Annotated in this window: 18 protein-coding genes and 1 tRNA gene; 6 read left to right on the top strand and 13 right to left on the bottom strand. The window is 50.7% G+C overall.

Features of this window, described 5'->3' with window-relative positions; genetic code table 11:
- Window positions 1–5: 5 nt before the first annotated feature.
- Window positions 6–194: a cellulose biosynthesis protein BcsR gene (bcsR, locus tag A1WG_RS12140; protein WP_001063312.1), complete on the bottom strand. Its 189-nt coding sequence runs from the start codon at window positions 192–194 to the stop codon at window positions 6–8.
- 258 nt (window positions 195–452) lie between these two features.
- Here bcsR and bcsE point away from each other — a divergent pair, with 258 nt between their 5' ends.
- Genes bcsE through bcsG form a run of 3 tightly spaced genes read left to right on the top strand, consistent with a single transcriptional unit; the run spans window position 453 to window position 3,888 of the window.
- Window positions 453–2,024, top strand: a complete 1,572-nt coding sequence (gene bcsE, locus A1WG_RS12145; protein WP_077633369.1) for a cellulose biosynthesis c-di-GMP-binding protein BcsE — start codon at window positions 453–455, stop codon at window positions 2,022–2,024.
- Complete coding sequence (gene bcsF / locus A1WG_RS12150; protein WP_000988302.1) at window positions 2,021–2,212, top strand: cellulose biosynthesis protein BcsF; 192 nt, start codon at window positions 2,021–2,023, stop codon at window positions 2,210–2,212. The genes bcsE and bcsF overlap by 4 nt, the downstream gene beginning before the upstream one ends.
- On the top strand, window positions 2,209–3,888 hold the full coding sequence (gene bcsG, locus A1WG_RS12155) for a cellulose biosynthesis protein BcsG (protein ID WP_000191615.1): 1,680 nt from the start codon (window positions 2,209–2,211) through the stop codon (window positions 3,886–3,888). The genes bcsF and bcsG overlap by 4 nt, the downstream gene beginning before the upstream one ends.
- Before the next feature lie 85 nt (window positions 3,889–3,973).
- Here bcsG and A1WG_RS23215 read toward each other — a convergent pair whose 3' ends face one another.
- Both A1WG_RS23215 and A1WG_RS22665 read right to left on the bottom strand, forming a co-directional pair.
- Complete coding sequence (locus tag A1WG_RS23215; RefSeq protein ID WP_000170974.1) at window positions 3,974–4,081, bottom strand: type I toxin-antitoxin system toxin Ldr family protein; 108 nt, start codon at window positions 4,079–4,081, stop codon at window positions 3,974–3,976.
- Window positions 4,082–4,453: 372 nt separating this feature from the next.
- Window positions 4,454–4,561 (bottom strand): type I toxin-antitoxin system toxin Ldr family protein, encoded by a 108-nt coding sequence (locus tag A1WG_RS22665; RefSeq protein WP_000170974.1) that lies wholly within the window; start codon window positions 4,559–4,561, stop codon window positions 4,454–4,456.
- Between the two features lie 480 nt (window positions 4,562–5,041).
- Here A1WG_RS22665 and A1WG_RS12160 point away from each other — a divergent pair, with 480 nt between their 5' ends.
- A complete protein-coding gene (locus A1WG_RS12160; RefSeq protein WP_001153786.1) occupies window positions 5,042–6,313 on the top strand; it encodes an SLC5/6 family protein in 1,272 nt (423 codons plus the stop codon).
- 173 nt (window positions 6,314–6,486) lie between these two features.
- On the opposite strand, the gene dppF is transcribed toward A1WG_RS12160, so the two are convergent.
- From dppF to A1WG_RS12205, 9 genes are all read right to left on the bottom strand, one after another.
- A complete protein-coding gene (dppF, locus tag A1WG_RS12165) occupies window positions 6,487–7,500 on the bottom strand; it encodes a dipeptide ABC transporter ATP-binding subunit DppF (RefSeq protein WP_000107039.1) in 1,014 nt (337 codons plus the stop codon).
- Window positions 7,497–8,480: a dipeptide ABC transporter ATP-binding protein gene (dppD, locus tag A1WG_RS12170; RefSeq protein ID WP_001196443.1), complete on the bottom strand. Its 984-nt coding sequence runs from the start codon at window positions 8,478–8,480 to the stop codon at window positions 7,497–7,499. The genes dppF and dppD overlap by 4 nt, the downstream gene beginning before the upstream one ends.
- 10 nt (window positions 8,481–8,490) lie before the next feature.
- Window positions 8,491–9,393, bottom strand: coding sequence for a dipeptide ABC transporter permease DppC (gene dppC / locus A1WG_RS12175; protein ID WP_000084684.1), 903 nt, complete (start codon window positions 9,391–9,393; stop codon window positions 8,491–8,493).
- Window positions 9,394–9,402: 9 nt separating this feature from the next.
- On the bottom strand, window positions 9,403–10,422 hold the full coding sequence (gene dppB / locus A1WG_RS12180; protein ID WP_000938852.1) for a dipeptide ABC transporter permease DppB: 1,020 nt from the start codon (window positions 10,420–10,422) through the stop codon (window positions 9,403–9,405).
- 306 nt (window positions 10,423–10,728) lie between these two features.
- On the bottom strand, window positions 10,729–12,336 hold the full coding sequence (dppA, locus tag A1WG_RS12185) for a dipeptide ABC transporter substrate-binding protein DppA (protein ID WP_001517312.1): 1,608 nt from the start codon (window positions 12,334–12,336) through the stop codon (window positions 10,729–10,731).
- Window positions 12,337–13,044: 708 nt separating this feature from the next.
- Window positions 13,045–13,121, bottom strand: a tRNA-Pro gene (locus A1WG_RS12190).
- A 91-nt stretch (window positions 13,122–13,212) separates the two neighbouring features.
- Window positions 13,213–14,904, bottom strand: a complete 1,692-nt coding sequence (eptB, locus tag A1WG_RS12195; RefSeq protein WP_001517313.1) for a kdo(2)-lipid A phosphoethanolamine 7''-transferase — start codon at window positions 14,902–14,904, stop codon at window positions 13,213–13,215.
- 345 nt (window positions 14,905–15,249) lie between these two features.
- Complete coding sequence (locus A1WG_RS12200) at window positions 15,250–16,452, bottom strand: L-lactate MFS transporter (RefSeq protein ID WP_001517314.1); 1,203 nt, start codon at window positions 16,450–16,452, stop codon at window positions 15,250–15,252.
- Window positions 16,453–16,680: 228 nt separating this feature from the next.
- Complete coding sequence (locus A1WG_RS12205; RefSeq protein ID WP_001517315.1) at window positions 16,681–17,379, bottom strand: autotransporter outer membrane beta-barrel domain-containing protein; 699 nt, start codon at window positions 17,377–17,379, stop codon at window positions 16,681–16,683.
- 157 nt (window positions 17,380–17,536) lie between these two features.
- Here A1WG_RS12205 and tag point away from each other — a divergent pair, with 157 nt between their 5' ends.
- Both tag and A1WG_RS12215 read left to right on the top strand, forming a co-directional pair.
- Window positions 17,537–18,100 carry a DNA-3-methyladenine glycosylase I gene (tag, locus tag A1WG_RS12210; protein ID WP_001517316.1) on the top strand — a complete coding sequence of 188 codons (564 nt, stop codon included), beginning with the start codon at window positions 17,537–17,539 and terminating at the stop codon, window positions 18,098–18,100.
- Window positions 18,097–18,537: an N-acetyltransferase gene (locus A1WG_RS12215; protein ID WP_001517317.1), complete on the top strand. Its 441-nt coding sequence runs from the start codon at window positions 18,097–18,099 to the stop codon at window positions 18,535–18,537. Before tag ends, A1WG_RS12215 begins: the two co-directional genes overlap by 4 nt.
- On the opposite strand, the gene bisC is transcribed toward A1WG_RS12215, so the two are convergent.
- The gene (gene bisC / locus A1WG_RS12220; protein ID WP_001517318.1) at window positions 18,506–20,839 is read right to left on the bottom strand and encodes a biotin sulfoxide reductase; all 2,334 of its coding nucleotides are present in this window, start codon (window positions 20,837–20,839) and stop codon (window positions 18,506–18,508) included. The genes A1WG_RS12215 and bisC overlap by 32 nt on opposite strands.
- Between the last annotated feature and the right edge of the window lie 88 nt (window positions 20,840–20,927).

Here is a 20,927-nt window from a genome sequence, read left to right as displayed (position 1 = left end):
CTCCCCTACTTCTGCTGCGCAAACTCAGCCAACAGCGGCCAGCGTTTTAATGCTGCAGCCAACTGTTCGCGTTGAGAAATATCGGCATAATCAATATCAGGCAGTGAAAAAGCCTGTTTTAGCGCCAAAATATCATTCTGGAAGATATAGCCTATCGCGGGATCAGGCAGAATATCGGGTTCATTGTTATTCATTATGGATGATCCCTATGAAATAAACATATTACACAGTAAGACACTTTCACCGCTTTATTGCTAACGGTGGCACAGAAGTTCGCTCATTTTTTGGCTTTCCGTTACGCAACAGAAAAACTAAAAAACGAAAAGGCTGATATCACAAGGCTTCTGACCTGCTAAATTGATTCACATGCTAAATCTGATAAGTTTTAATTTCAATGGTAGGTTTATTTCTTAGCTTTCGCTAGTAAACTGATAATCAGACAAAATGGCGACTTGAGGGACACTGTGGACCCTGTATTCTCTATCGGTATCTCATCCTTATGGGATGAGCTGCGACATATGCCAGCAGGCGGCACCTGGTGGTTTAACGTCGATCGCTATGAAGATGCTATCAGTCTGGTGAATCAAACCATTGCATCTCAGGCCGAAACCGCGAAAGTCGCGGTCATTAGCATGGGCAACGATCCTGACAAATACTTCAAATTAGATGATTCTCAAGGACCAGAAAAAATAAAATTATTTTCGATGCTAAATCATGAAAAGGGCCTATACTATTTGCCACGTGATTTACAGTGTTCTATTGATCCTCAAAATTACCTTTTCATTCTTGTTTGCGCAAATAACGCATGGCAAAACATTCCTGCCGAGCGGCTTCGCTTATGGCTGGAGAAAATGAACAAGTGGAGTAGATTAAACCATTGTTCACTGCTGGTAATTAATCCTGGAAATAATAACGATAAACAATTTTCATTGTTGTTGGAGGAGTACCGTTCGCTTTTTGGACTCGCCAGTTTACGTTTTCAGGGTGATCAGCATCTGCTGGATATCGCCTTTTGGTGTAACGAAAAAGGCGTCAGCGCCCGTCAGCAACTGACCGTCCAGCATCAAAATGGCATCTGGGCGTTAGTTCAGCGTGAAGAGGCAGAGATCCAACCACGCAGCGATGAAAAACGTATTCTCAGTAATATTGCTGTACTGGAAGGCGCGCCACCGCTATCGGAACACTGGAAGCTATTCGACAATAACGAAGCCTTGTTCAATGAAGCCCGTACCGCTCAGGCAGCAACGGTCGTTTTCTCTTTACAGCAAAATGGACAAATTGAACCTCTGGCCCGCAGTATTCATACTCTGCGCCGCCAGCGTGGCAGCGCATTGAAAATCCTCGTGCGGGAAAATATCGCCAGCCTGCGCGCCACCGACGAGCGTTTATTGTTGGCCTGCGGCGCAAATATGGTTATTCCATGGAACGCTCCACTCTCTCGCTGTCTGACGATGATTGAAAGCGTGCAGGGGCAGAAGTTCAGTCGCTATGTACCGGAAGATATCACCACACTGCTGTCGATGACTCAGCCGATTAAACTGCGGGGGTTTCAGAAGTGGGATGTGTTCTGTGATGCGGTTAATAACATGATGAATAACACCTTGTTACCTGCTCACGGTAAAGGCGTTCTGGTGGCTCTGCGCCCGGTGCCTGGCATCCGTGTCGAGCAAGCACTGACGCTGTGCCGCCCTAATCGTACCGGAGATATTATGACGATTGGTGGCAATCGACTGGTGCTGTTTCTCTCTTTCTGCCGGATTAATGATCTGGATACCGCGTTGAACCATATTTTCCCACTGCCTACTGGCGATATTTTCTCCAACCGCATGGTCTGGTTTGAAGATGACCAAATCAGCGCCGAGCTGGTGCAAATGCGCCTGTTAGCGCCGGAACAATGGGGTATGCCGCTGCCTTTAACGCAAGGCTCCACGCCAATCATTAATGCCGAACACGATGGTCGCAACTGGCGACGCATACCTGAACCACTGAGATTGCTGGATGATGCTGTGGAGCGTTCATCATGATGACCATCAGCGATATCATTGAAATTATTATCGTTTGTGCACTGATATTTTTCCCGCTGGGCTATCTGGCTCGACATTCTCTGCGGCGTATTCGTGACACTTTGCGTTTGTTATTCGCTAAACCTCGTTATGTAAAACCGGCCGGTACATTACGCCGTGCGGAAAAAGCCAGGGCAACCAAAAAATGACTCAATTTACCCAAAACACTGCTATGCCTTCTTCCCTCTGGCAATACTGGCGCGGCCTTTCTGGCTGGAACTTCTATTTTCTGGTTAAGTTCGGCCTGCTGTGGGCGGGCTATCTTAACTTCCATCCGCTACTAAACCTGGTATTTGCCGCGTTCCTGCTGATGCCGATTCCACGCTACAGCCTGCACCGTCTACGTCACTGGATAGCCCTACCAATCGGTTTTGCATTGTTCTGGCACGACACCTGGTTGCCTGGCCCGGAAAGCATCATGAGTCAGGGTTCGCAGGTCGCCGGTTTCAGTACCGATTATTTAATCGACCTCGTCACTCGCTTTATTAACTGGCAGATGATCGGAGCCATTTTTGTATTGTTAGTGGCCTGGTTATTCCTGTCGCAATGGATTCGCGTCACCATTTTTGTCGTCGCCATTCTGGTGTGGTTGAACGTACTTACCCTGGCGGGTCCAAGTTTCTCCCTCTGGCCAGCCGGTCAACCGACCACGACGGTGACAACGACAGGTGGCAACGCAGCAGCAACTGTCGCTGCCGCAGGCGGTACGCCGGTGGTTGGTGATATGCCTGCGCAAACCGCGCCGCCGACAACCGCAAACCTTAATGCCTGGCTGAGTAATTTCTATAACGCCGAAGCGAAACGTAAGTCAACCTTCCCATCTGCTCTTCCGGCTGATGCACAGCCATTTGAATTGCTGGTCATCAACATCTGCTCACTCTCCTGGTCGGACATTGAAGCTGCTGGGTTAATGTCGCATCCGTTATGGTCGCATTTTGATATTGAGTTCAAGAACTTCAACTCCGCCACCTCATACAGCGGTCCGGCGGCAATTCGTCTGCTGCGCGCTAGTTGTGGGCAGACTTCGCACACCAATCTGTATCAACCAGCCAATAATGACTGCTATCTGTTCGATAACTTGTCAAAACTGGGCTTCACCCAGCACTTGATGATGGGGCATAACGGCCAGTTCGGCGGCTTCCTGAAAGAAGTGCGCGAAAATGGCGGTATGCAGACAGAATTGATGGATCAAACAAACCTGCCGGTTATTTTACTGGGCTTTGATGGTTCGCCAGTTTATGACGATACCGCCGTGCTTAACCGCTGGCTGGACGTAACCGAAAAAGATAAAAACACCCGCAGTGCCACGTTCTACAACACGCTTCCACTGCATGATGGCAACCATTATCCGGGCGTCAGTAAAACAGCAGACTACAAAGCGCGGGCGCAGAAGTTCTTTGATGAACTGGACGCCTTCTTTACCGAGCTGGAGAAATCGGACCGTAAAGTGATGGTCGTCGTCGTACCAGAGCACGGCGGCGCGCTGAAAGGTGACAGAATGCAGGTATCAGGTCTGCGTGATATCCCTAGCCCATCAATCACTGATGTCCCCGTTGGCGTAAAATTCTTCGGCATGAAGGCACCGCATCAAGGCGCACCGATTGTTATCGACCAACCCAGCAGCTTCCTGGCAATTTCTGACCTGGTGGTTCGTGTTCTCGACGGTAAAATTTTCACCGAAGACAATGTTGACTGGAAAAAACTCACCAGCGGATTGCCACAAACAGCGCCGGTATCTGAGAATTCAAACGCGGTGGTGATTCAATACCAGAACAAACCTTACGTTCGGTTGAATGGTGGTGATTGGGTGCCATACCCGCAGTAAACTCGAAAAAGGCCGCAGAGTTTTATCCCTGCGGCCTGGTCCGGGCGCAAATTGCCATTACGGCAGCCGACGCCCGCATGGCATGTTACTTCCGCTTATTCAGCCAGCTCACGATCAGGCTGGCGAGAATGCCAGCAATGACCGGAGCCGCTAAATCGTGCCAGAAGGCCATGCCTAACTGCGCGAGCGTCATATAGCCGCCTGTGTTGTAATGACAACGTTTCGCGGCTATTCTTGAGTTGTTTGGGTTCAAGAATGGCCCCCGTGATGTTGTCAGGTATATATCTGCAACGTGCGGGGGTTTTCTCTTTCCAGCAACCAATGCCACCAGGGATAAAGCCCCGCAACATTGCGCCTCACCGGAACCCTCCGGCTTGCCGCTGATTCTACGGCAGCGTATCTGTCCTGAAATATCTCAATTTTTCACTCTGTGCTGCGCATTCCGCAGAATATTATCGGCTTGCAGCCGTTGCATTTTTTTCACGAAAAAGGCCGCAGAGTTTTATCCCTGCGGCCTGGTCCGGGCGCAAATTGCCATTACGGCAGCCGACGCCCGCATGGCACGTTACTTCCGCTTATTCAACCAGCTCACGATCAGGCTGGCGAGAATGCCAGCAATGACCGGAGCCGCTAAATCGTGCCAGAAGGCCATGCCTAACTGCGCGAGCGTCATATAGCCGCCTGTGTTGTAATGACAACGTTTCGCGGCTATTCTTGAGTTGTTTGGGTTCAAGAATGGCCCCCGTGATGTTGTCAGGTATATATCTGCAACGTGCGGGGGTTTTCTCTTTCCAGCAACCAATGCCACCAGGGATAAAGCCCCGCAACATTGCGCCTCACCGGAACCCTCCGGCTTGCCGCTGATTCTACTGACGCTTTCTGCCCCTGGCATCTGCCTGTTTTTCACTTTGCGCGATGCATTCCAGCTTATTTTCATGTTTGCAGAATTTTCACTGTCCGCATTACCCGCGATCTGACACCAGGCTGGTAGTGAAATGCGCAATTTTGTAGAATTGCGCCTCCTCGCGATTCTCCCCGGTGAATCTGTTGCCTCATTCTTAGCACACTGCGTATTCGACTTCTCCGCCTGTTGCGCAAGAGAAACGGGGGATAACCATCTTTGCGGGGCTGACTTCTTTCTGGACAGGACTTTATGCAGGACAACACATTACAACTACGCGATCAGAAATTGCCATTTACGCGATACGACTTCGGCTGGGTTTTATTATGCATAGGAATGGCAATTGGTGCCGGAACGGTGCTGATGCCAGTACAAATTGGGCTGAAGGGAATTTGGGTATTTATCACCGCAGCCATTATTGCTTATCCGGCAACCTGGGTAGTACAGGATATTTATTTAAAAACACTTTCTGAAAGTGACTCCTGTAATGACTACACCGATATTATCAGTCATTACCTGGGGAAGAACTGGGGAATATTCCTCGGCGTCATTTACTTTTTGATGATTATCCACGGAATTTTTATCTATTCCTTATCTGTGGTTTTCGACAGTGCTTCATATCTGAAAACCTTCGGGTTGACTGATACCGATCTTTCACAATCTTTAGTCTATAAAGTGGCTATTTTCGCCATACTGGTCGCTATCGCTTCCGGTGGAGAACGGTTGTTGTTTAAGATTTCCGGGCCAATGGTAGTGGTCAAAGTGGGCATTATTGTGGTGTTCGGTTTTGCAATGATCCCCCACTGGAATTTCGCTAATATAACCGCTTTTCCGGAGGCTTCTGTCTTCTTCCGCGATGTCCTGCTCACGATTCCTTTTTGCTTCTTTTCTGCGGTATTTATTCAGGTGCTTAACCCGATGAATATTGCCTACCGTAAACGGGAAGCAAATAAAATACTGGCAACACGACTCGCACTGCGTACTCACCGGATTAGCTATATCACGCTCATCGCAGTAATTCTGTTTTTTGCCTTTTCGTTTACCTTTTCGATTAGCCATGAAGAGGCGGTTTCCGCGTTTGAGCAAAATATCTCAGCACTGGCGTTGGCCGCTCAGGTGATCCCCGGGCATATCATCCATATCACCTCTACGGTGTTGAATATCTTTGCTGTACTTACCGCTTTCTTTGGCATTTACCTTGGATTCCACGAGGCCATTAAAGGCATTATTATCAATCTGTTAAGCCGAATTATTGATACCCAGAAAATTAACTCACGCATGCTGACACTGGCAATTTGCGCTTTTATCGTCATTACGTTGACCATTTGGGTTTCATTTCGGGTATCGGTGCTGGTGTTCTTTCAGTTAGGAAGTCCGTTATATGGCATTGTGTCGTGCCTCATTCCGTTTTTCCTGATCTATAAAGTCGCACAACTGGAAAAACTTCGCGGGTTTAAAACCTGGCTGATTCTGCTGTACGGTATTTTGCTGTGCTTGTCGCCACTGTTGAAGTTGATTGAGTAAAAGCAACGGGGCTGCTCACAGCAGCCCCAGACGATGTCGATAGCATTGCAGTACAGCCTGGATATGCTCCTGAGTCACAAAAAGGGTCAAAAAAGACATGTATTCGATATGTAAAACACTAAAAGATTATTTTTGATATGAGACCGGCATGAAAACCGGTCTCATCGGGTGGGTTATACAACTGGCTTCTGCGGATTTTCATCCTGATCAACAGCAAAGCAGGCCACCAGTTGACCGCCATAGTCTTTTAGCTGCGGCTGCAACTGTGTGCAGAGGCCGAAACGTCTACGACAGCGAGCGTTGAAGGCGCAACCCGGCGGTGGATTCAGTGGGCTTGGCAGTTCACCGGTGAGCTTGATGCGTTCGCGACGATCGTCCGGGTTCAGGCGCGGCGTCGCAGAGAGCAGCGCCTGAGTGTACGGATGACGCGGGTTATTGAAGATTTGCTCCTTCGTTCCCTTCTCCACGCAGCGCCCCAGGTACATCACCATCACTTCATCGGCAATGTGCTCCACCACCGACAGGTCGTGCGAGATAAAGACATAAGAAAGCCCCAGCTCTTGCTGTAGGTCCATCATCAGGTTGAGCACCTGCGCACGCACCGAGACGTCCAGCGCGGAAACCGGTTCGTCGGCAATCACCACGTCCGGGTCAAGCATCAACCCACGGGCGATGGCGATGCGCTGACGCTGTCCGCCGGAGAACATATGCGGATAGCGGTCGTAATGCTCGGTTTTCAGGCCGACTTTCGCCATCATCGACAGGGCTTTTTCCCGACGCTGTTCTTTGCTTAAGTTGGTGTTAATCAGCAGCGGCTCTTCGAGAATTTGCCCGACTTTTTTACGTGGATTCAGCGAACCGTAGGGGTTCTGGAAGACGATCTGGATTTTCTGCCGACGCAGTTTCTGCGCCTGCGGATCGTGCTTGAGCAGATCCTGCCCCTGGTAATACAGTTCGCCGCCGGTCGGCGTTTCGATCATCGTCAGCAACCGACCGAGGGTCGATTTACCGCAGCCAGATTCTCCCACCACCGCCAGCGTTTTGCCGCGTTCAAGGGTAAACGAAACGCCGTCCAGCGCCTTCACCAGACGTTCCGGCGCGAACATACCTTTCTTCACCGGATAATGCTTTTTCAGGTCGATAGCCTGCAACAATGGCTGTTGCGAGGTGGCCTCTTGCGTACTCATAGTGTGGGCCTCCCGGCATCATCAAGTGGGTAATGGCATTTGGACTGACGCCCGTCAGCGAGCATATTCAGCGCCGGTTCTTCAGCGCGGCATTTGTCAGTGGCATAGGGGCAGCGCGGATTAAGCAGGCAGCCGTTCGGGCGGTCGTATTTTCCGGGAACCACACCAGGTAACGACGCCAGACGTTCTTTGTCCTGGGCAAATTCCGGCAACGCACGCAACAATGCCTGGGTATATGGATGACGTGGCGCACGGAAGATAGCGTGGGCATCACCCGTTTCCACCACCTGACCGGCATACATCACGATGATTTTATGCGCCGCTTCCGCCACCAGCGCCAGGTCATGCGTAATCAATACCAGCGCCATGTTCTCTTTCTGCTGTAACTCCAGCAGCAGTTCGATGATTTGCGCCTGAATGGTCACGTCCAGCGCGGTGGTCGGTTCATCGGCAATCAGCAGTTTTGGCCGACAGGCAATTGCCATCGCGATCATTACACGCTGGCTCATCCCGCCGGAAAGTTGATGCGGGTACACGTCCAGACGCGATGCCGGATCGGGGATGCCGACCAGATTCAACAGGTCAATCGCTCGCTGACGGCGGGTGCTTTTGTTACCCCCCTGATGCACCTTAATCGCTTCCATAATCTGGAAACCAACGGTGTAACACGGGTTGAGACTGGTCATCGGGTCCTGGAAGATCATCGCGACTTCGGCACCGACCAGGTTGCGGCGCTCTTTTTCCGAAATACGCTGCAAATCCTGACCGTTAAATTCCAGCTTTTCTGCCATCACGCGACCGGGATAATCAATCAGCCCCATAATCGCCAGCGAACTAACCGATTTGCCAGAACCAGACTCGCCAACAATGCCAACCACTTCGCCCTGTTTCACGCTGTAGCTGATGCGGTCTACGGCGCGGAATGGTGCGCTTTCATCACCGAAATGCACCGATAATTTATCTATATTTAATAACGCCATCTCGAACCTCTTACTGCTTCAGTTTGGGATCGAGCGCGTCACGCAGACCGTCACCCATCAGGTTAAATGCCAGCACCGTCAGCAGGATCGCCAGACCCGGGAAGGTCACGACCCACCAGGCACTTTGCGCGAACTGCAATACATCGGAGAGCATGGTGCCCCATTCCGGCGTTGGCGGTTGCGCGCCCATGCCAAGGAAGCCGAGGGCAGCCATATCGAGAATGGCGTTAGAGAAGCCGAGCGACGCCTGAACAATCAGTGGTGCAAGGCAGTTAGGGAGAATATTGACGAACATCTGGCGCAGCGCCCCAGCCCCCGCCACGCGGGAAGCCGTCACATAGTCGCGGTTCACTTCCACCAGCACGGCAGCGCGCGTCAAACGGACGTAATGCGGCAGGGCGACAAAGGTTAATGCCAGCGCGGCGTTGCCGATAGATGGGCCGAAGATAGCCACCAGCACCAGCGCCAGCAGCAGGCTTGGCAGCGCCAGCATGATATCGACCACGCGCATGATGATGTTATCGACCAGACCGCCAAAGTAACCAGCGATCAAGCCGAGAATAACGCCCATAATCAGCGATAATACCACCACCAGACAACCGACCAGCAGTGACAGCCGGGCACCATACATCAGGCGCGACATCACATCGCGACCGACGTCATCGGTGCCGAGCAAATGCGCCATGCTGCCGCCTTCCTGCCAGGCTGGCGGGGCGAGCAGCGCATCGCGGAACTGCTCCGCCGGGTTATACGGCGCAATCCAGTTGGCAAAAATCGCGATAAACAGCACGATGACCACGTAAACAAGCCCGACGACTGCGCCTTTGTTGCGTTTAAAATAGTGCCAGAACTCCTGTAACGGGGTCATCGGCACCGGTGCAGTAATCACTTTATTTTCAGTAACCTGTGACATGATGTTCCCTTACTTCTTATGACGAATACGCGGGTTCACCACGCCGTACAGCAGATCGACCAGCAGATTGACGAGGATAATCATCGTCGCCACCAGCAATACGCCCCCCTGCACTACCGGATAATCGCGGCGTTGCAGCGCGTCAATCAACCAGCGCCCCAGACCCGGCCAGGAGAAAATGGTTTCGGTCAGAATCGCCCCCGCCAGCAGCGTGCCCACCTGCAGGCCGATCACGGTCACCACCGGCAGCATGGCGTTGCGCAGCGCATGGACGATAATCACCCTAAGGCGGGTCAGGCCTTTGGCGCGAGCGGTGCGGATATAGTCTTCGCCCAGCACTTCCAGCATCGAGGAGCGCGTCATACGAACGATAACCGCCAGCGGAATCGTACCCAGCACCATCGCAGGTAAGATCATATGTGCGACGGCGTCGATAAAGTTACCGTCTTCACCCCAGATGGCGGTGTCGATCAACATAAAACCGGTTAATGGATTAGCGTCATCGAGGAACACCATGTCGCTCACGCGACCGGAGACCGGCGTCAGGTTCCAGTGCACTGAAACCAGCATGATCAGCATCATGCCCCACCAGAAGATCGGCATTGAATAGCCGGTCAGCGCCAGACCAACCGCCGTGTGATCGAAAATGGAACCCCGTTTAACTGCCGCCAGCACACCAACCGGAATGCCGACCGCGGTCGCAAAAATCATCGCGCAGACGCCAAGTTCCAGCGTGGCCTGGAAGCGCGGCACGAACTCTTCCCACACCGGGATGCGGCTTTTCATCGAAATGCCTAAATCGCCATGCATAACGCCCCAAATGTAGTGGAGGTACTGCTGCCACATCGGTTTATCTAAGCCGAGTTCAGCCAGCAGTTGCGCATGACGTTCTGGGGAGATCCCACGTTCGCCAGCCATGATCATCACCGGATCGCCGGGGATCATGTGGACAAAGGCAAAAGTGAGAAGGGTAATACCGATAAACGTGGGGATGACGAGTCCCAAACGTCGGAGAATAAACTGCAACATAACCCGGATTCTCTGTAGTGACGCACAGCCTGGAACTGCGTGTCTGCATTGCTCACCAATCAATTCCTGTCCTTATCGGACAGGGAATGAAGTATTGCTACCGGATGGCGCTGTGCGCAGAGGCCAGCGCCACCGGGTATACAGATTGTTGACAAAGTGCGCTTTGTTCATGCCGGATGCGCCGTTAACGCCTTATCCGGCCTACAAAATCTTGCAAACTCAATGCATTGCAAAATTCTCGTAGGCCTGATGAGCGGAGCGCATCAGGCAGTTTTGCGTTTGTCATCAGTCTCGTATGGCTTTTAATTATTCAATAGAGACGTTTTCGAAGTGATGTTTGCCTAATGGATCAACCACATAGCCTTTAACTTCTTTACGTACCGGTTCAAACACGGTGGAGTGAGCGATGATCAGTGCCGGAGCCTGATCGTGCATGACCACCTGCGCTTGTTTATACAGTTCAACACGTTTGTTGTGGTCGTCGGTAGCACGCGCCGGTTGAATCAGATCTTCAAACGGTTTGTAGCACCATTTTGAGTAGTTAGAGCCTTGTTCAGAAGCAGCGCAGCTAAACAGGGTGGCGAAGAAGTTATCCGGGTCCCCATTGTCGCCAGTCCAGCCCATCATTACTGTCTGGTGCTCGCCATCTTTTGCACGCTTGAGGTACTCACCCCATTCGTAAGTGACGATTTTGGCCTGTACGCCCACTTTCGCCCAGTCAGCCTGAATCATCTCTGCCATGCGACGAGCATTCGGGTTATACGGACGTTGTACTGGCATTGCCCACAGATCGATGGAGAAGCCTTTTTCCAGACCCGCTTCTTTCAGCAAAGCTTTCGCCTTTTCTGGATCGTAGGTGTAGTCCTGAACGTCGTCGTTATAGCCCCACATAGTTGGTGGGATCAGGTTTTTTGCTGCCACGCCAGCGCCCTGATAAACCGCTTTGATGATCGCGTCTTTGTTCACCGCGTAGGTCAATGCCTGGCGAACCTTCACGTCATCCAGTGGTTTTTTCTGCACGTTATACGAGAGGTAGCCAACGTTCAGCCCCGGCATCTCCATCAGGTTGATGGATTTATCCTGCTTCATGCGGGCGATATCTGCCGGGTTCGGGTACGGCATCACCTGGCATTCGTTCTTCTGCAACTTAGCGTAACGCACGGAAGCGTCAGGGGTAATAGAGAAGACCAGCGTGTCGATCTGCGGTTTGGTGCCCCAGTAGCCATCAAACGCTTTGTAACGAATACGGGAATCTTTTTGATACTGCTGTAACTGGAACGGGCCGGTGCCGATTGGGTTGAGGTCCAGTTTTTCCGGCGTACCGGCTTTCATCATCGCGTCAGCATATTCTTTTGACAGAATAGAGGCGAAGTCCATTGCCAGGTCAGCCAGGAACGGCGCTTCCGGGCGAGTCAGCACGAACTGAACGGTGTTGTCATCCACCTTTTTCACTTCGCTGATCAGCTCCGGCAAGCCCATGCCTTCGAAGTATTCGTAGCTGCCGCCAGAAACTTTATGGTACGGGTTTTGCGCATTTTTCTGACGATCGAACGAGAACACCACGTCATCGGCGTTCAGTTCACGCGTCGGTTTAAATTCTTTGTTGTCGTGCCACTTCACACCTTTACGCAGATGGAAAGTATAGATTTTACCGTCGTCGCTGACTTCCCACTTTTCAGCGAGGGCGGGGATCACTTCGGTGGTGCCGATTTTAAATTCAACCAGGCGGTTATAAAGCGGTACAGAAGAGGCGTCATAGGTGGTGCCAGAGGTAAACAGTTGCGGGTTAAACCCTTCCGGAGAACCTTCTGAACAATAAACCAGAGTTTTAGCCTGAACACTTGCTGCAACGGTCATAGCCACCAGGCTGAGACCAAGCTTCAGCATCCCTGACTTTTTCAAGGAAATACGCATTATTCTGCTCCAATTGTGATGTTTGTTGTTTTAACCCTTTGCAGTGGGTTGTCGCTGCCTGACCTTTTTTGTTTTTTGCCCGGTCGGGTCAACGTAAAGAGGTGGGGATGCCGTACTTATTTACATCAGTGTAACAGTGCGGATCCTCCATAAAATACCCCTCATGACCTACAATCTGTCAACAGAATGTGAAAACGTCAATACAGCCAACCGGGATTTACAACAACGGTGAGATTCCACAAACAAAGATTAAAAAAACTTCGCAAGGCTATTTGCAGCAGAGAAATTTGTGCTATGCCAACATAACCAGAACAATCACCTTAATATTTCGCAACAACTGGTGATTAAATTTTAGGCAGATAATGAAAAAAATCTGATGGAATGGTGGTTATCTGAGCGATTAATACCGCGAACGTTAAAGCGCACAGCGGAAAATGCCAGCGCCAGCCATAAGTAACGCAAGAAAAGATTTAAGCAAATATAAAAAAAGACAATGGAATATGTCACAAATCCGTTAATGGATAGTGAGATATGGGGCGCAAATTTGGCAGTGAAATGCGTGGTGTGTAGATTGGATAAAGCGTTTACGCCGCATCCGACAATGGGCTGACACATTTGCCTGATGCGACGCTGGCGCGGCTTATCTGGCCTGAGTTCGAGCGGGCACAAATGCAAAAAAGCCTGCTCGTTGAGCAGGCTTTTCGAATTTGGTCGGTGATAGAGGATTCGAACCTCCGACCCCTTCGTCCCGAACGAAGTGCGCTACCAGGCTGCGCCAATCACCGAATGCGGGGCGCATCTTACTGCGCAGATACGCCCTCGTCAATCCCTTAATAGCAAAATGCCTTTTGATCGGTGAGAAAGTCGGCAGACCATTTAGTTGGCCGCAACGTCCTTCGCCTGCGGGATATGACACCAGTTGTTGTTTTCGTTAATGCCACCGTCCGGTGAAGTATAACCAAGGCAGCCCATGATGGTATCGTACAGCTCTACATGGCGGCGCGGTACTTTCATTTCCGCTTCTTTTTTCAACTGTGCAAACGCCTGCGCGTTGGCCGGATTTTCCAGATATTTATCCGACATCCAGACCATCATCGGTACACGGAACTGTTCCGGCGGTGCATATTCGCGTGGTGTACCATGCAAGTGTTCGCGCTCGTTAATCGACTCACCGTGATCCGCCGCGTAGAAAATAATAGCTTTCTTATCGCGGAATTTGTCAATCACTGTGTCGATAAAATAATCAACGTAGGTTATAGAGTTATCGTATGAGTTAATCATCGGTGCTCGTGGACATTTACGATCAACTGCATAGCACTCTGGTTTCCACTGGGCAAACTGACGGGGATAACGCTGAGTATAGTTGTAGTGCGACCCTTTGGTATGCAGCACAATCAGATGCTTGCCTTCTGGCTTTTTCTCCAGAGAACGCTCGATTTCATTGACCAGCAACATATCGTCCACCGCTTTCCCGCGGTTACGTGGCTCAGCCGCAATTTGCTCACGATAGGCAATGTTGTCAGCCATGGTATTGCTGTAGAACCACATCTCGCTCTGCATGGCGTACAAATCCGAGCTAAAGCCTAACTGCTTGAGAACTGCGAATACGTTCTGCTCTTTGAGCGTACGTTGTGGGTTATCTTCCGTTCCGCCTTCGCGGACAAACATACAGCGTAGTGATAATTTAGTCGCGGTATCACAAGAATAACCACGGTACATCACCAGATTTTTCTCTTTTGCCAGCTTCGGCGTGGTATCACGCTCGTAGCCCAGCATCCCCATATGATCCCAACGCGTGGTTTCACCAATAATAAAAATTACATAGGTGTCGTCGAGATTTTGCGTCGGGGTATAAGTGAATTTTTTCGCCGGATTCATCAACGAACGATTATCTGAAGATTCATCCACCTGTGCCCAGGCGTACAGCCCCAACGCAGAAAGCCAGTTCGAAGGTAAATACGAGTTCGCCAGCACCCCACCATAACTTGGCATATCCACCCCAGCCATGCGGTCTGCACGCTTTTGAGCGACGTCCATCAGACGGATAGGTCCCCATACCAGTAGACCCGCCAGCAGCACGGTGAGCGCACTACGCCAACGTGTTTTCGGTGTACAAAGCTGACGCCAGAAGGTGTCTTGTGAGCGGTTCATCCAGATAAGTATCAACGGGATAATACTCACCAGTACAATCCATGCGATAAGCGACCAGCCAACTACTTCTTTCGACAAATCGATATCGGTAGTCATCACCGAAGCGACAATCCCATAGCCAATCATGACGTTCATAAATGTCATGTAGTAGCTGGCTCCGGCAGAGACCAGCACCAGCAACGAGGCCAACACTTTCCAGACTGTTCTGCCGAAGAGTGAAATTAAGCGTAAAAAGAAGAAGGTAGCCAGGACAGTACCGGCCAGTTCGATAACCGCCGATACACCATTAAGAAAAGTAAAATTGTGCGCATAACCATCGAACCGACGGAAATAGACTGCGCAATTCATAAACAGACCGATATAGACAGCGAGCAAAAAGCTTAGCTTTTGCTGCGTTATCGTTTTGATATATCTCATGCAAACAAACCCTGGAAAAACAGGTGATAACACCCTGCATAATAGCTTTTCAGGCCAGGCAGGGGAAAAGTGCGGAGGTTGTCAGATAAAGAAAATCTGCACACGCAGACAAGTAAACCACAGCAAAAGGAAAAAGTGTGGGGAAAGAGTGTACATGAAGCACAAATTTACAAAAATACAAGTATGAAAGGATACTTTTTGTAAATTGAACGTTTAAAAGGACCAGCTAGCTGGCCCTCGATTTTATCAATGACTCATCCTGAATTGTGCCGATACATTTGATTCATACACAATGAAAAAATACGCCACGCTATCTCAGGACGAGTCTGAAACCCGTCGTTACACTTAACCATGTACCTCACGAAACGTTCTGAATTCAGGCTGGCGAATGGTCGTTGAAAGCGCCAGCGAAAGAATCAGCAAGGCGAAAATGACGTAGAAGGTTACATAGAAGCCGCCAAACAGTGAGGCGATAATCGAGCCGCAAATACTACCGATACCAAACCCGAGGTAAATCACACCGTAGTTTTTCGCTAGGTTATTAAGCCCGAAGAACTCACTAACCAGTGACGGGAAGACGGTAATGGTGCCACCGAAGTTAAAGGCCACACAGGCAATCGCCGCAAAGAATGTCAGCGCATTGAGTGGAGCAAACAACAGCGCTGCCATACCCACCAGCGAAATCACCTGACCAATGGTGATGACACGAATACGGGCAATTTTGTCAGACAGAATGCCCAGCACCAGGCGACCAGAAAGGTTAGCAATAGAAATAACCGTCACTGCGTTAGCTGCTGATACTGCATCAAGATGCGCCAGGCTCTGGGCGATATCTTTCGCCACACCAATGACATACAAACCGCTCATACAGGCAGTCAGGAACATCACCGCCAGCATCCAGTATTGCGGTTTACGCATCGACTCTGCCAGAGTGAAATCATTTTCCACCACGCCATTATGGGTTTTGACTTCCTGCTTCGGCGCGTCTTTCATTAAGGTTGCGCCAAAGACAATCATCACCAGCACAATCGCGCCCCAAATCAGAAAGGTTTTTTCCAGACCGACCGTCTCCAGCAGATGCGAGTCGATAAATTTGAATCCCAGGCTACCCAAACCATAGGAACCAATGGCGAACGCGGAGATCAAACCTTTACGCTCCGGGAACCACTTCACGCAGTTAGAGAGCGTCAGCAGGTAACCCGCGCCATCTGCCAGACCGACCAGCACACCAGCGCTCAACCACAGCATCATCAGACTGTTGGAATGCGCGGTAAGGAAGAAACCCAGCCCCAGTAAAATGCCGGACGCCATAGTGACGCGTTTTACGCCAAAACGTTCCTGCAACTTACCAGCCACAGAAGATGAGATAGCCAGTCCCAGACTCAACAGGCCAAAGGAGAAAGCGACCTGGCTTATCGGCGCATCCAGCTTGGCGGAAAGCGCGCCGTTAAACAGGCTCCAGGTATAAACCGAACCCAATGCAAACTGGGTAATGATAGTACCAATGAGTGTCAGCCAGCGGGTACGCTGATAGTTTGAAGGTGTCATGGCAGTATTCCTGCATTAATAAAAAGGAAAATTCTCTGCTGACAACCATAACGAAGTGCATTTTATGCCAGGGGGAAAACGGCATGAAATGCCATCAGAACGGAATGAAATGCCTCAGTTCAGGAATGAATGACGTGACAAACATTCACAACAATAATTATTAAGTCAGTTAGCACCCACTATCAATACAATGATTGTTATAACCGATCCCGCACTGTAAAAAACAAGTTAAAACCTGGCACTAACCCCCATAGTATACAAATAATCACTATTATTGGCGCTGTTCTCTGCCTGGGATAACGCAGCATAAGCGGCAATATTTTGGTTAAGCAACATATCGGCGCCTACGGTCACATCAAGCCAGTTGCCGTTCTGATTTGTCGCCGTCATGCGACTCAGGCCTGATTGAGCCTTCCAGATATTTTCACCAAATTGCTGGTTGTAGCTGATTTGCGCCCAGGGGCGGAAATCGCCAAGTCGGGAATCAACACGCCAGCCCAACGTACTGACGCTGGCATGCCATAACGGATCGGTCAGTGTTGCAGTGCTGTCGCCAAACTCGTTATACATCGAAGTGGTCGTTCCGTCGTAATGCAATGCGGCGACCGGGCCTGTTGTAACGTGTTCATATAAAGGGAAGTTCCAGCCCATACTCATGCTGCTGGTTACATCCGCGGGAGTTTCTTCCGCCAGATTAACTTCCAGTCCCAGCGCCCTTTGGCTACTTTGAATACGTTGCGACAAAATATCGTTGTAATCAGGTTGGTGATCACTATCCCAGGTATAACGCTCTGTGGTATGTCCTGGCTGCGTATCAACGATATATTCTTGTTGCCAGGCGTAAGCTGTGTTGAGAAAAAAAGAACTGATTACCACGCTCGCCAGCAGACTTAGGGGCCAGCGACCACCGCATTTTTTTATGATCATTAACACGACTCCAGGGAAGAGCCGAATTCGGCATTATTATTGTCATTGTATGAAGGATATCAGGCATATTAGTCCTGTATTAAATATTGACTTTTTCGCCGGTGCGTCAAGAAAAGCAGGTGAAATTTTTACGAACAGGTGCATAGAGAGGGAAAGTATGGAACGTTGCGGCTGGGTGAGTCAGGACCCGCTTTATATTGCCTACCACGATGAAGAGTGGGGCGTGCCTGAAACTGACAGTAAAAAACTGTTCGAAATGCTCTGCCTTGAAGGGCAACAAGCTGGGCTGTCCTGGATTACCGTCCTCAAAAAACGTGAAAATTATCGCGCCTGTTTTCATCAATTCGATCCCGTGAAGGTCGCTGCAATGCAGGAAGAGGATGTTGAAAGGCTGGTGCAGGACGCCGGAATTATCCGCCATCGCGGGAAAATCCAGGCCATTATTGGCAATGCGCGCGCATACCTGCAAATGGAACAGAACGGCGAACCATTTGCCGACTTTGTCTGGTCGTTCGTAAATCATCAGCCGCAGGTGACACAAGCCACAACGTTGAGTGAAATCCCCACATCAACGCCCGCCTCCGACGCGCTTTCTAAAGCATTGAAAAAACGCGGTTTTAAATTCGTTGGATCAACGATTTGTTACTCCTTTATGCAGGCATGTGGGCTGGTGAATGATCATGTGGTTGGCTGCTGTTGCCATCCGGGGAATAAAGCATGATTAGACAAGCACAACGTTCGGAACTGCCCGCAATCCTTGAACTGTGGCTGGAAAGTACAACCTGGGGACATCCCTTTATAGAAGAAAGTTACTGGCGTGACTGCATTCCGCTGGTGCGTGATGCATATCTTGCCAACGCGCAAAACTGGGTATGGGAAGAAAACGGTGAATTTCTCGGTTTTGCCAGCATTATGGAAGGGCGGTTTCTGGCAGCAATGTTTGTCGCACCGAAGGCTGTCAGACGCGGTATCGGTAAGGCTTTGATGCAACATATGCAACAGCGCCATCCTCATTTATTGCTGGAGGTTTACCAGAAAAACCAGCCAGCAATAAGTTTTTACCATGCGCAGGGTTTTCAAATTGTCGACTGCGCATGGCAGGAGGAAACCCAACTCCCTACCTGGATTATGGATTGGCAGGCGGATCAAACGCCGTAAGTTTAAGTTCAGGCCCCGTGTATTTTTCCAGCCACGCCAGCGCCGTGTTACCCGCACAACCATTACCCAGCCGCGAGCTTGGGAAATCTTTGGTCAGCACATTCACCGCGCCATTTTTACAAATGCCGCCAGCAGTAAAATCCAGATCTGGCCATGCCCCTTCGTGAATGCAAATCACACCAGGCCTGATGCCTTCACTAATCACCGCTCCGGCAAGAATTTGCCCGCGCGAGTTCCACAACCGAACAGTATCGCCATCTTGTATGCCGCGTGCCTTTGCATCGTCAGGATGAATGGTGACAGGCTCACGGTTTGCCACCGCATACAATTCACGAAGTGAACTGTAATTCAACTGACTGTGCAGGCGATGCGCCGGATGGGCTGAAAGTACCTGCAACTGCTCTGCTTCGGCGTTGCCCCACCACTCATCGGGTTCCAGCCACATCGGATGGCCTGGACAATCCCGATAACCGTAATCCGCAATGCGCTGCGAGAAGATCTCAATCTTACCACTGGTCGTCTTTAATGGGTGTGCCTGCGGGTCGCGGCGAAAATCCGCGAAACGGATAAACCGCTCGCTGTCTGGATTTTCTGGCATCTCAATTAACTGATTGGCTTCCCAGAACTCGTCAAACGGCGGTATTTCAACCTGCTGATTTTCTCCACGCTGCCGCGCAACGTTATAGAACGTTTCCAGCCATTGCAGCTCACTCTTCCCTTCCGTAAACCGGGCATAGCCGCCCTTCTCCCAGCGCTCACTTAACTCAGCAAAAACATCAAAATCATTACGCGCTTCACCACGCGGTGGCACCACTTGCTTCATCGGCACCAGATGTTGATTGCTGTAATCGCCGGTCATAGTGAGATCGTTACGCTCAAACGACGTGGTCGCGGGGAGAACGATATCGGCATGTTTCGCCGCCGCCGTCCAGAAACATTCCGATATCACCACCAGCTCCGGTTTTTGCCAGGCGCGAATCAGACGATGAGTATCCTGATGATGGGTGAAGTTAGCGCCGCCCGCCCACCAGATAAAACGAATATCCGGGAAATGTCGGTTCATGCCGTTGTGTTGATACGCGCCGCCAGGGTTTTCTAATGCTTCGACAATGCGGGCTACGGGGATTTTATCTACCGCATCGGTGCCACCCGGCAAACTGCCCTGCATGGAAGGCAGCACCGCAGCGCGGCGGGTCGGGTTGCCGCCATTAGCAAAATGGTAAGAAAGACCAAAACCGCCACCGGGCGTGCCGATTTGCCCTAACATTGCCGCCAGCGTGACTATCATCCAGTGTTTTTGCTCACCAAACTGCTGGCGCTGCATTCCCCATCCAGCCATCAGCATAGTGGTATTTTGGTGGAAAATAGCTGCCAGCTCACGGATTTTCTCTGCGCCAACACCGCAAATCTCCGCGGCCCATTCGGCGTTTTTTGCAATGCCATCACTCTCGCCCAACAAATAAGAGGCGAAGACGTCATAACCTGTGGTGCAACGCGCCAGAAATGCCTCGTCGTGCCAGCCGTTTTCCACCAGCGTGTGAGCTATCCCCAGCATCAGCGCCACATCAGTCCCCATATGCGGAGAGACCCATTCCATTTTATCGCCAAAGAAATCGACGGTTTCCGATCGCATTGGATCAATGCAGATCAGCTTTTTCCCGCTGTCACGCAGTGCGGCAAAGTAAGAAAGTCCCTGCTCATCGGACGCATTCCACGCAATTTTCAGCGTGTTTAATGGGTTAGCACTCCACAGCACCACCACGTCGCTATTTTCCAGCACCAGCGGCCAGCTAGTCTGCTGCTGATAGACTTCGCTGCCACCCACGATATACGGCATGATCGCCTGTGCCGCGCCGGTTGAATAATCGCCCAGATGGCCGGTATAACCGCCTGCCAGCGCCATATAGCGTTGTAACAAGGTTGACGCTTTATGCAGCACACCGTTTGAACGCCAACCGTAGGAACCGGCAAAAATCGATGCCGGACCATAAGCCTCACGAATGCGTTTATGCTGATGGTGGATGAGATCCAGCGCCTCATCCCAACTCACACGAACAAATTCATCCTGCCCGCGAACGCCTTGTGGTTTTTCTGGCGATGCGAGGAAACCTTTGCGCACCATCGGAAATTGCACTCGCGTGTTGCTATGAACCTGGTCACGAACCGCGCTCTGCAAGGAATTTTCCATTTCTGTGGCTAACGCACCACGCGAGCTGAAGACTGTTTCACCGTCGGTTTCAACCAGCATGGGCCCCCAGTGGGCGGCAGTAAGAACGGAATAACGTGAGGATGAGATGGCCAAACCGAAGGCTCCTGAAAGGTTAGATGTATTGAGCAGTTAAATATTACTTACAAATTTCCGAGTATTCCCAGGAATAATCTTCATGTTC

The organism is Escherichia sp. KTE96, assembly GCF_000408525.1.
GTDB lineage: Bacteria > Pseudomonadota > Gammaproteobacteria > Enterobacterales > Enterobacteriaceae > Escherichia > Escherichia marmotae.
This window is presented reverse-complemented; position numbering and strand designations above follow the sequence as displayed.

What these genes read in the sequence shown, in the direction of transcription:
- bcsR (WP_001063312.1), bottom strand. Translation starts at nt 194, where the DNA reads ATGAATAACAATGAACCCGATATTCTGCCTGATCCCGCGATAGGCTAT.
- bcsF (WP_000988302.1), top strand. Translation starts at nt 2,021, where the DNA reads ATGATGACCATCAGCGATATCATTGAAATTATTATCGTTTGTGCACTG.
- bcsG (WP_000191615.1), top strand. Translation starts at nt 2,209, where the DNA reads ATGACTCAATTTACCCAAAACACTGCTATGCCTTCTTCCCTCTGGCAA.
- A1WG_RS23215 (WP_000170974.1), bottom strand. Translation starts at nt 4,081, where the DNA reads ATGACGCTCGCGCAGTTAGGCATGGCCTTCTGGCACGATTTAGCGGCT.
- A1WG_RS22665 (WP_000170974.1), bottom strand. Translation starts at nt 4,561, where the DNA reads ATGACGCTCGCGCAGTTAGGCATGGCCTTCTGGCACGATTTAGCGGCT.
- A1WG_RS12160 (WP_001153786.1), top strand. Translation starts at nt 5,042, where the DNA reads ATGCAGGACAACACATTACAACTACGCGATCAGAAATTGCCATTTACG.
- dppF (WP_000107039.1), bottom strand. Translation starts at nt 7,500, where the DNA reads ATGAGTACGCAAGAGGCCACCTCGCAACAGCCATTGTTGCAGGCTATC.
- dppD (WP_001196443.1), bottom strand. Translation starts at nt 8,480, where the DNA reads ATGGCGTTATTAAATATAGATAAATTATCGGTGCATTTCGGTGATGAA.
- dppC (WP_000084684.1), bottom strand. Translation starts at nt 9,393, where the DNA reads ATGTCACAGGTTACTGAAAATAAAGTGATTACTGCACCGGTGCCGATG.
- dppB (WP_000938852.1), bottom strand. Translation starts at nt 10,422, where the DNA reads ATGTTGCAGTTTATTCTCCGACGTTTGGGACTCGTCATCCCCACGTTT.
- dppA (WP_001517312.1), bottom strand. Translation starts at nt 12,336, where the DNA reads ATGCGTATTTCCTTGAAAAAGTCAGGGATGCTGAAGCTTGGTCTCAGC.
- eptB (WP_001517313.1), bottom strand. Translation starts at nt 14,904, where the DNA reads ATGAGATATATCAAAACGATAACGCAGCAAAAGCTAAGCTTTTTGCTC.
- A1WG_RS12200 (WP_001517314.1), bottom strand. Translation starts at nt 16,452, where the DNA reads ATGACACCTTCAAACTATCAGCGTACCCGCTGGCTGACACTCATTGGT.
- A1WG_RS12205 (WP_001517315.1), bottom strand. Translation starts at nt 17,379, where the DNA reads ATGATCATAAAAAAATGCGGTGGTCGCTGGCCCCTAAGTCTGCTGGCG.
- tag (WP_001517316.1), top strand. Translation starts at nt 17,537, where the DNA reads ATGGAACGTTGCGGCTGGGTGAGTCAGGACCCGCTTTATATTGCCTAC.
- A1WG_RS12215 (WP_001517317.1), top strand. Translation starts at nt 18,097, where the DNA reads ATGATTAGACAAGCACAACGTTCGGAACTGCCCGCAATCCTTGAACTG.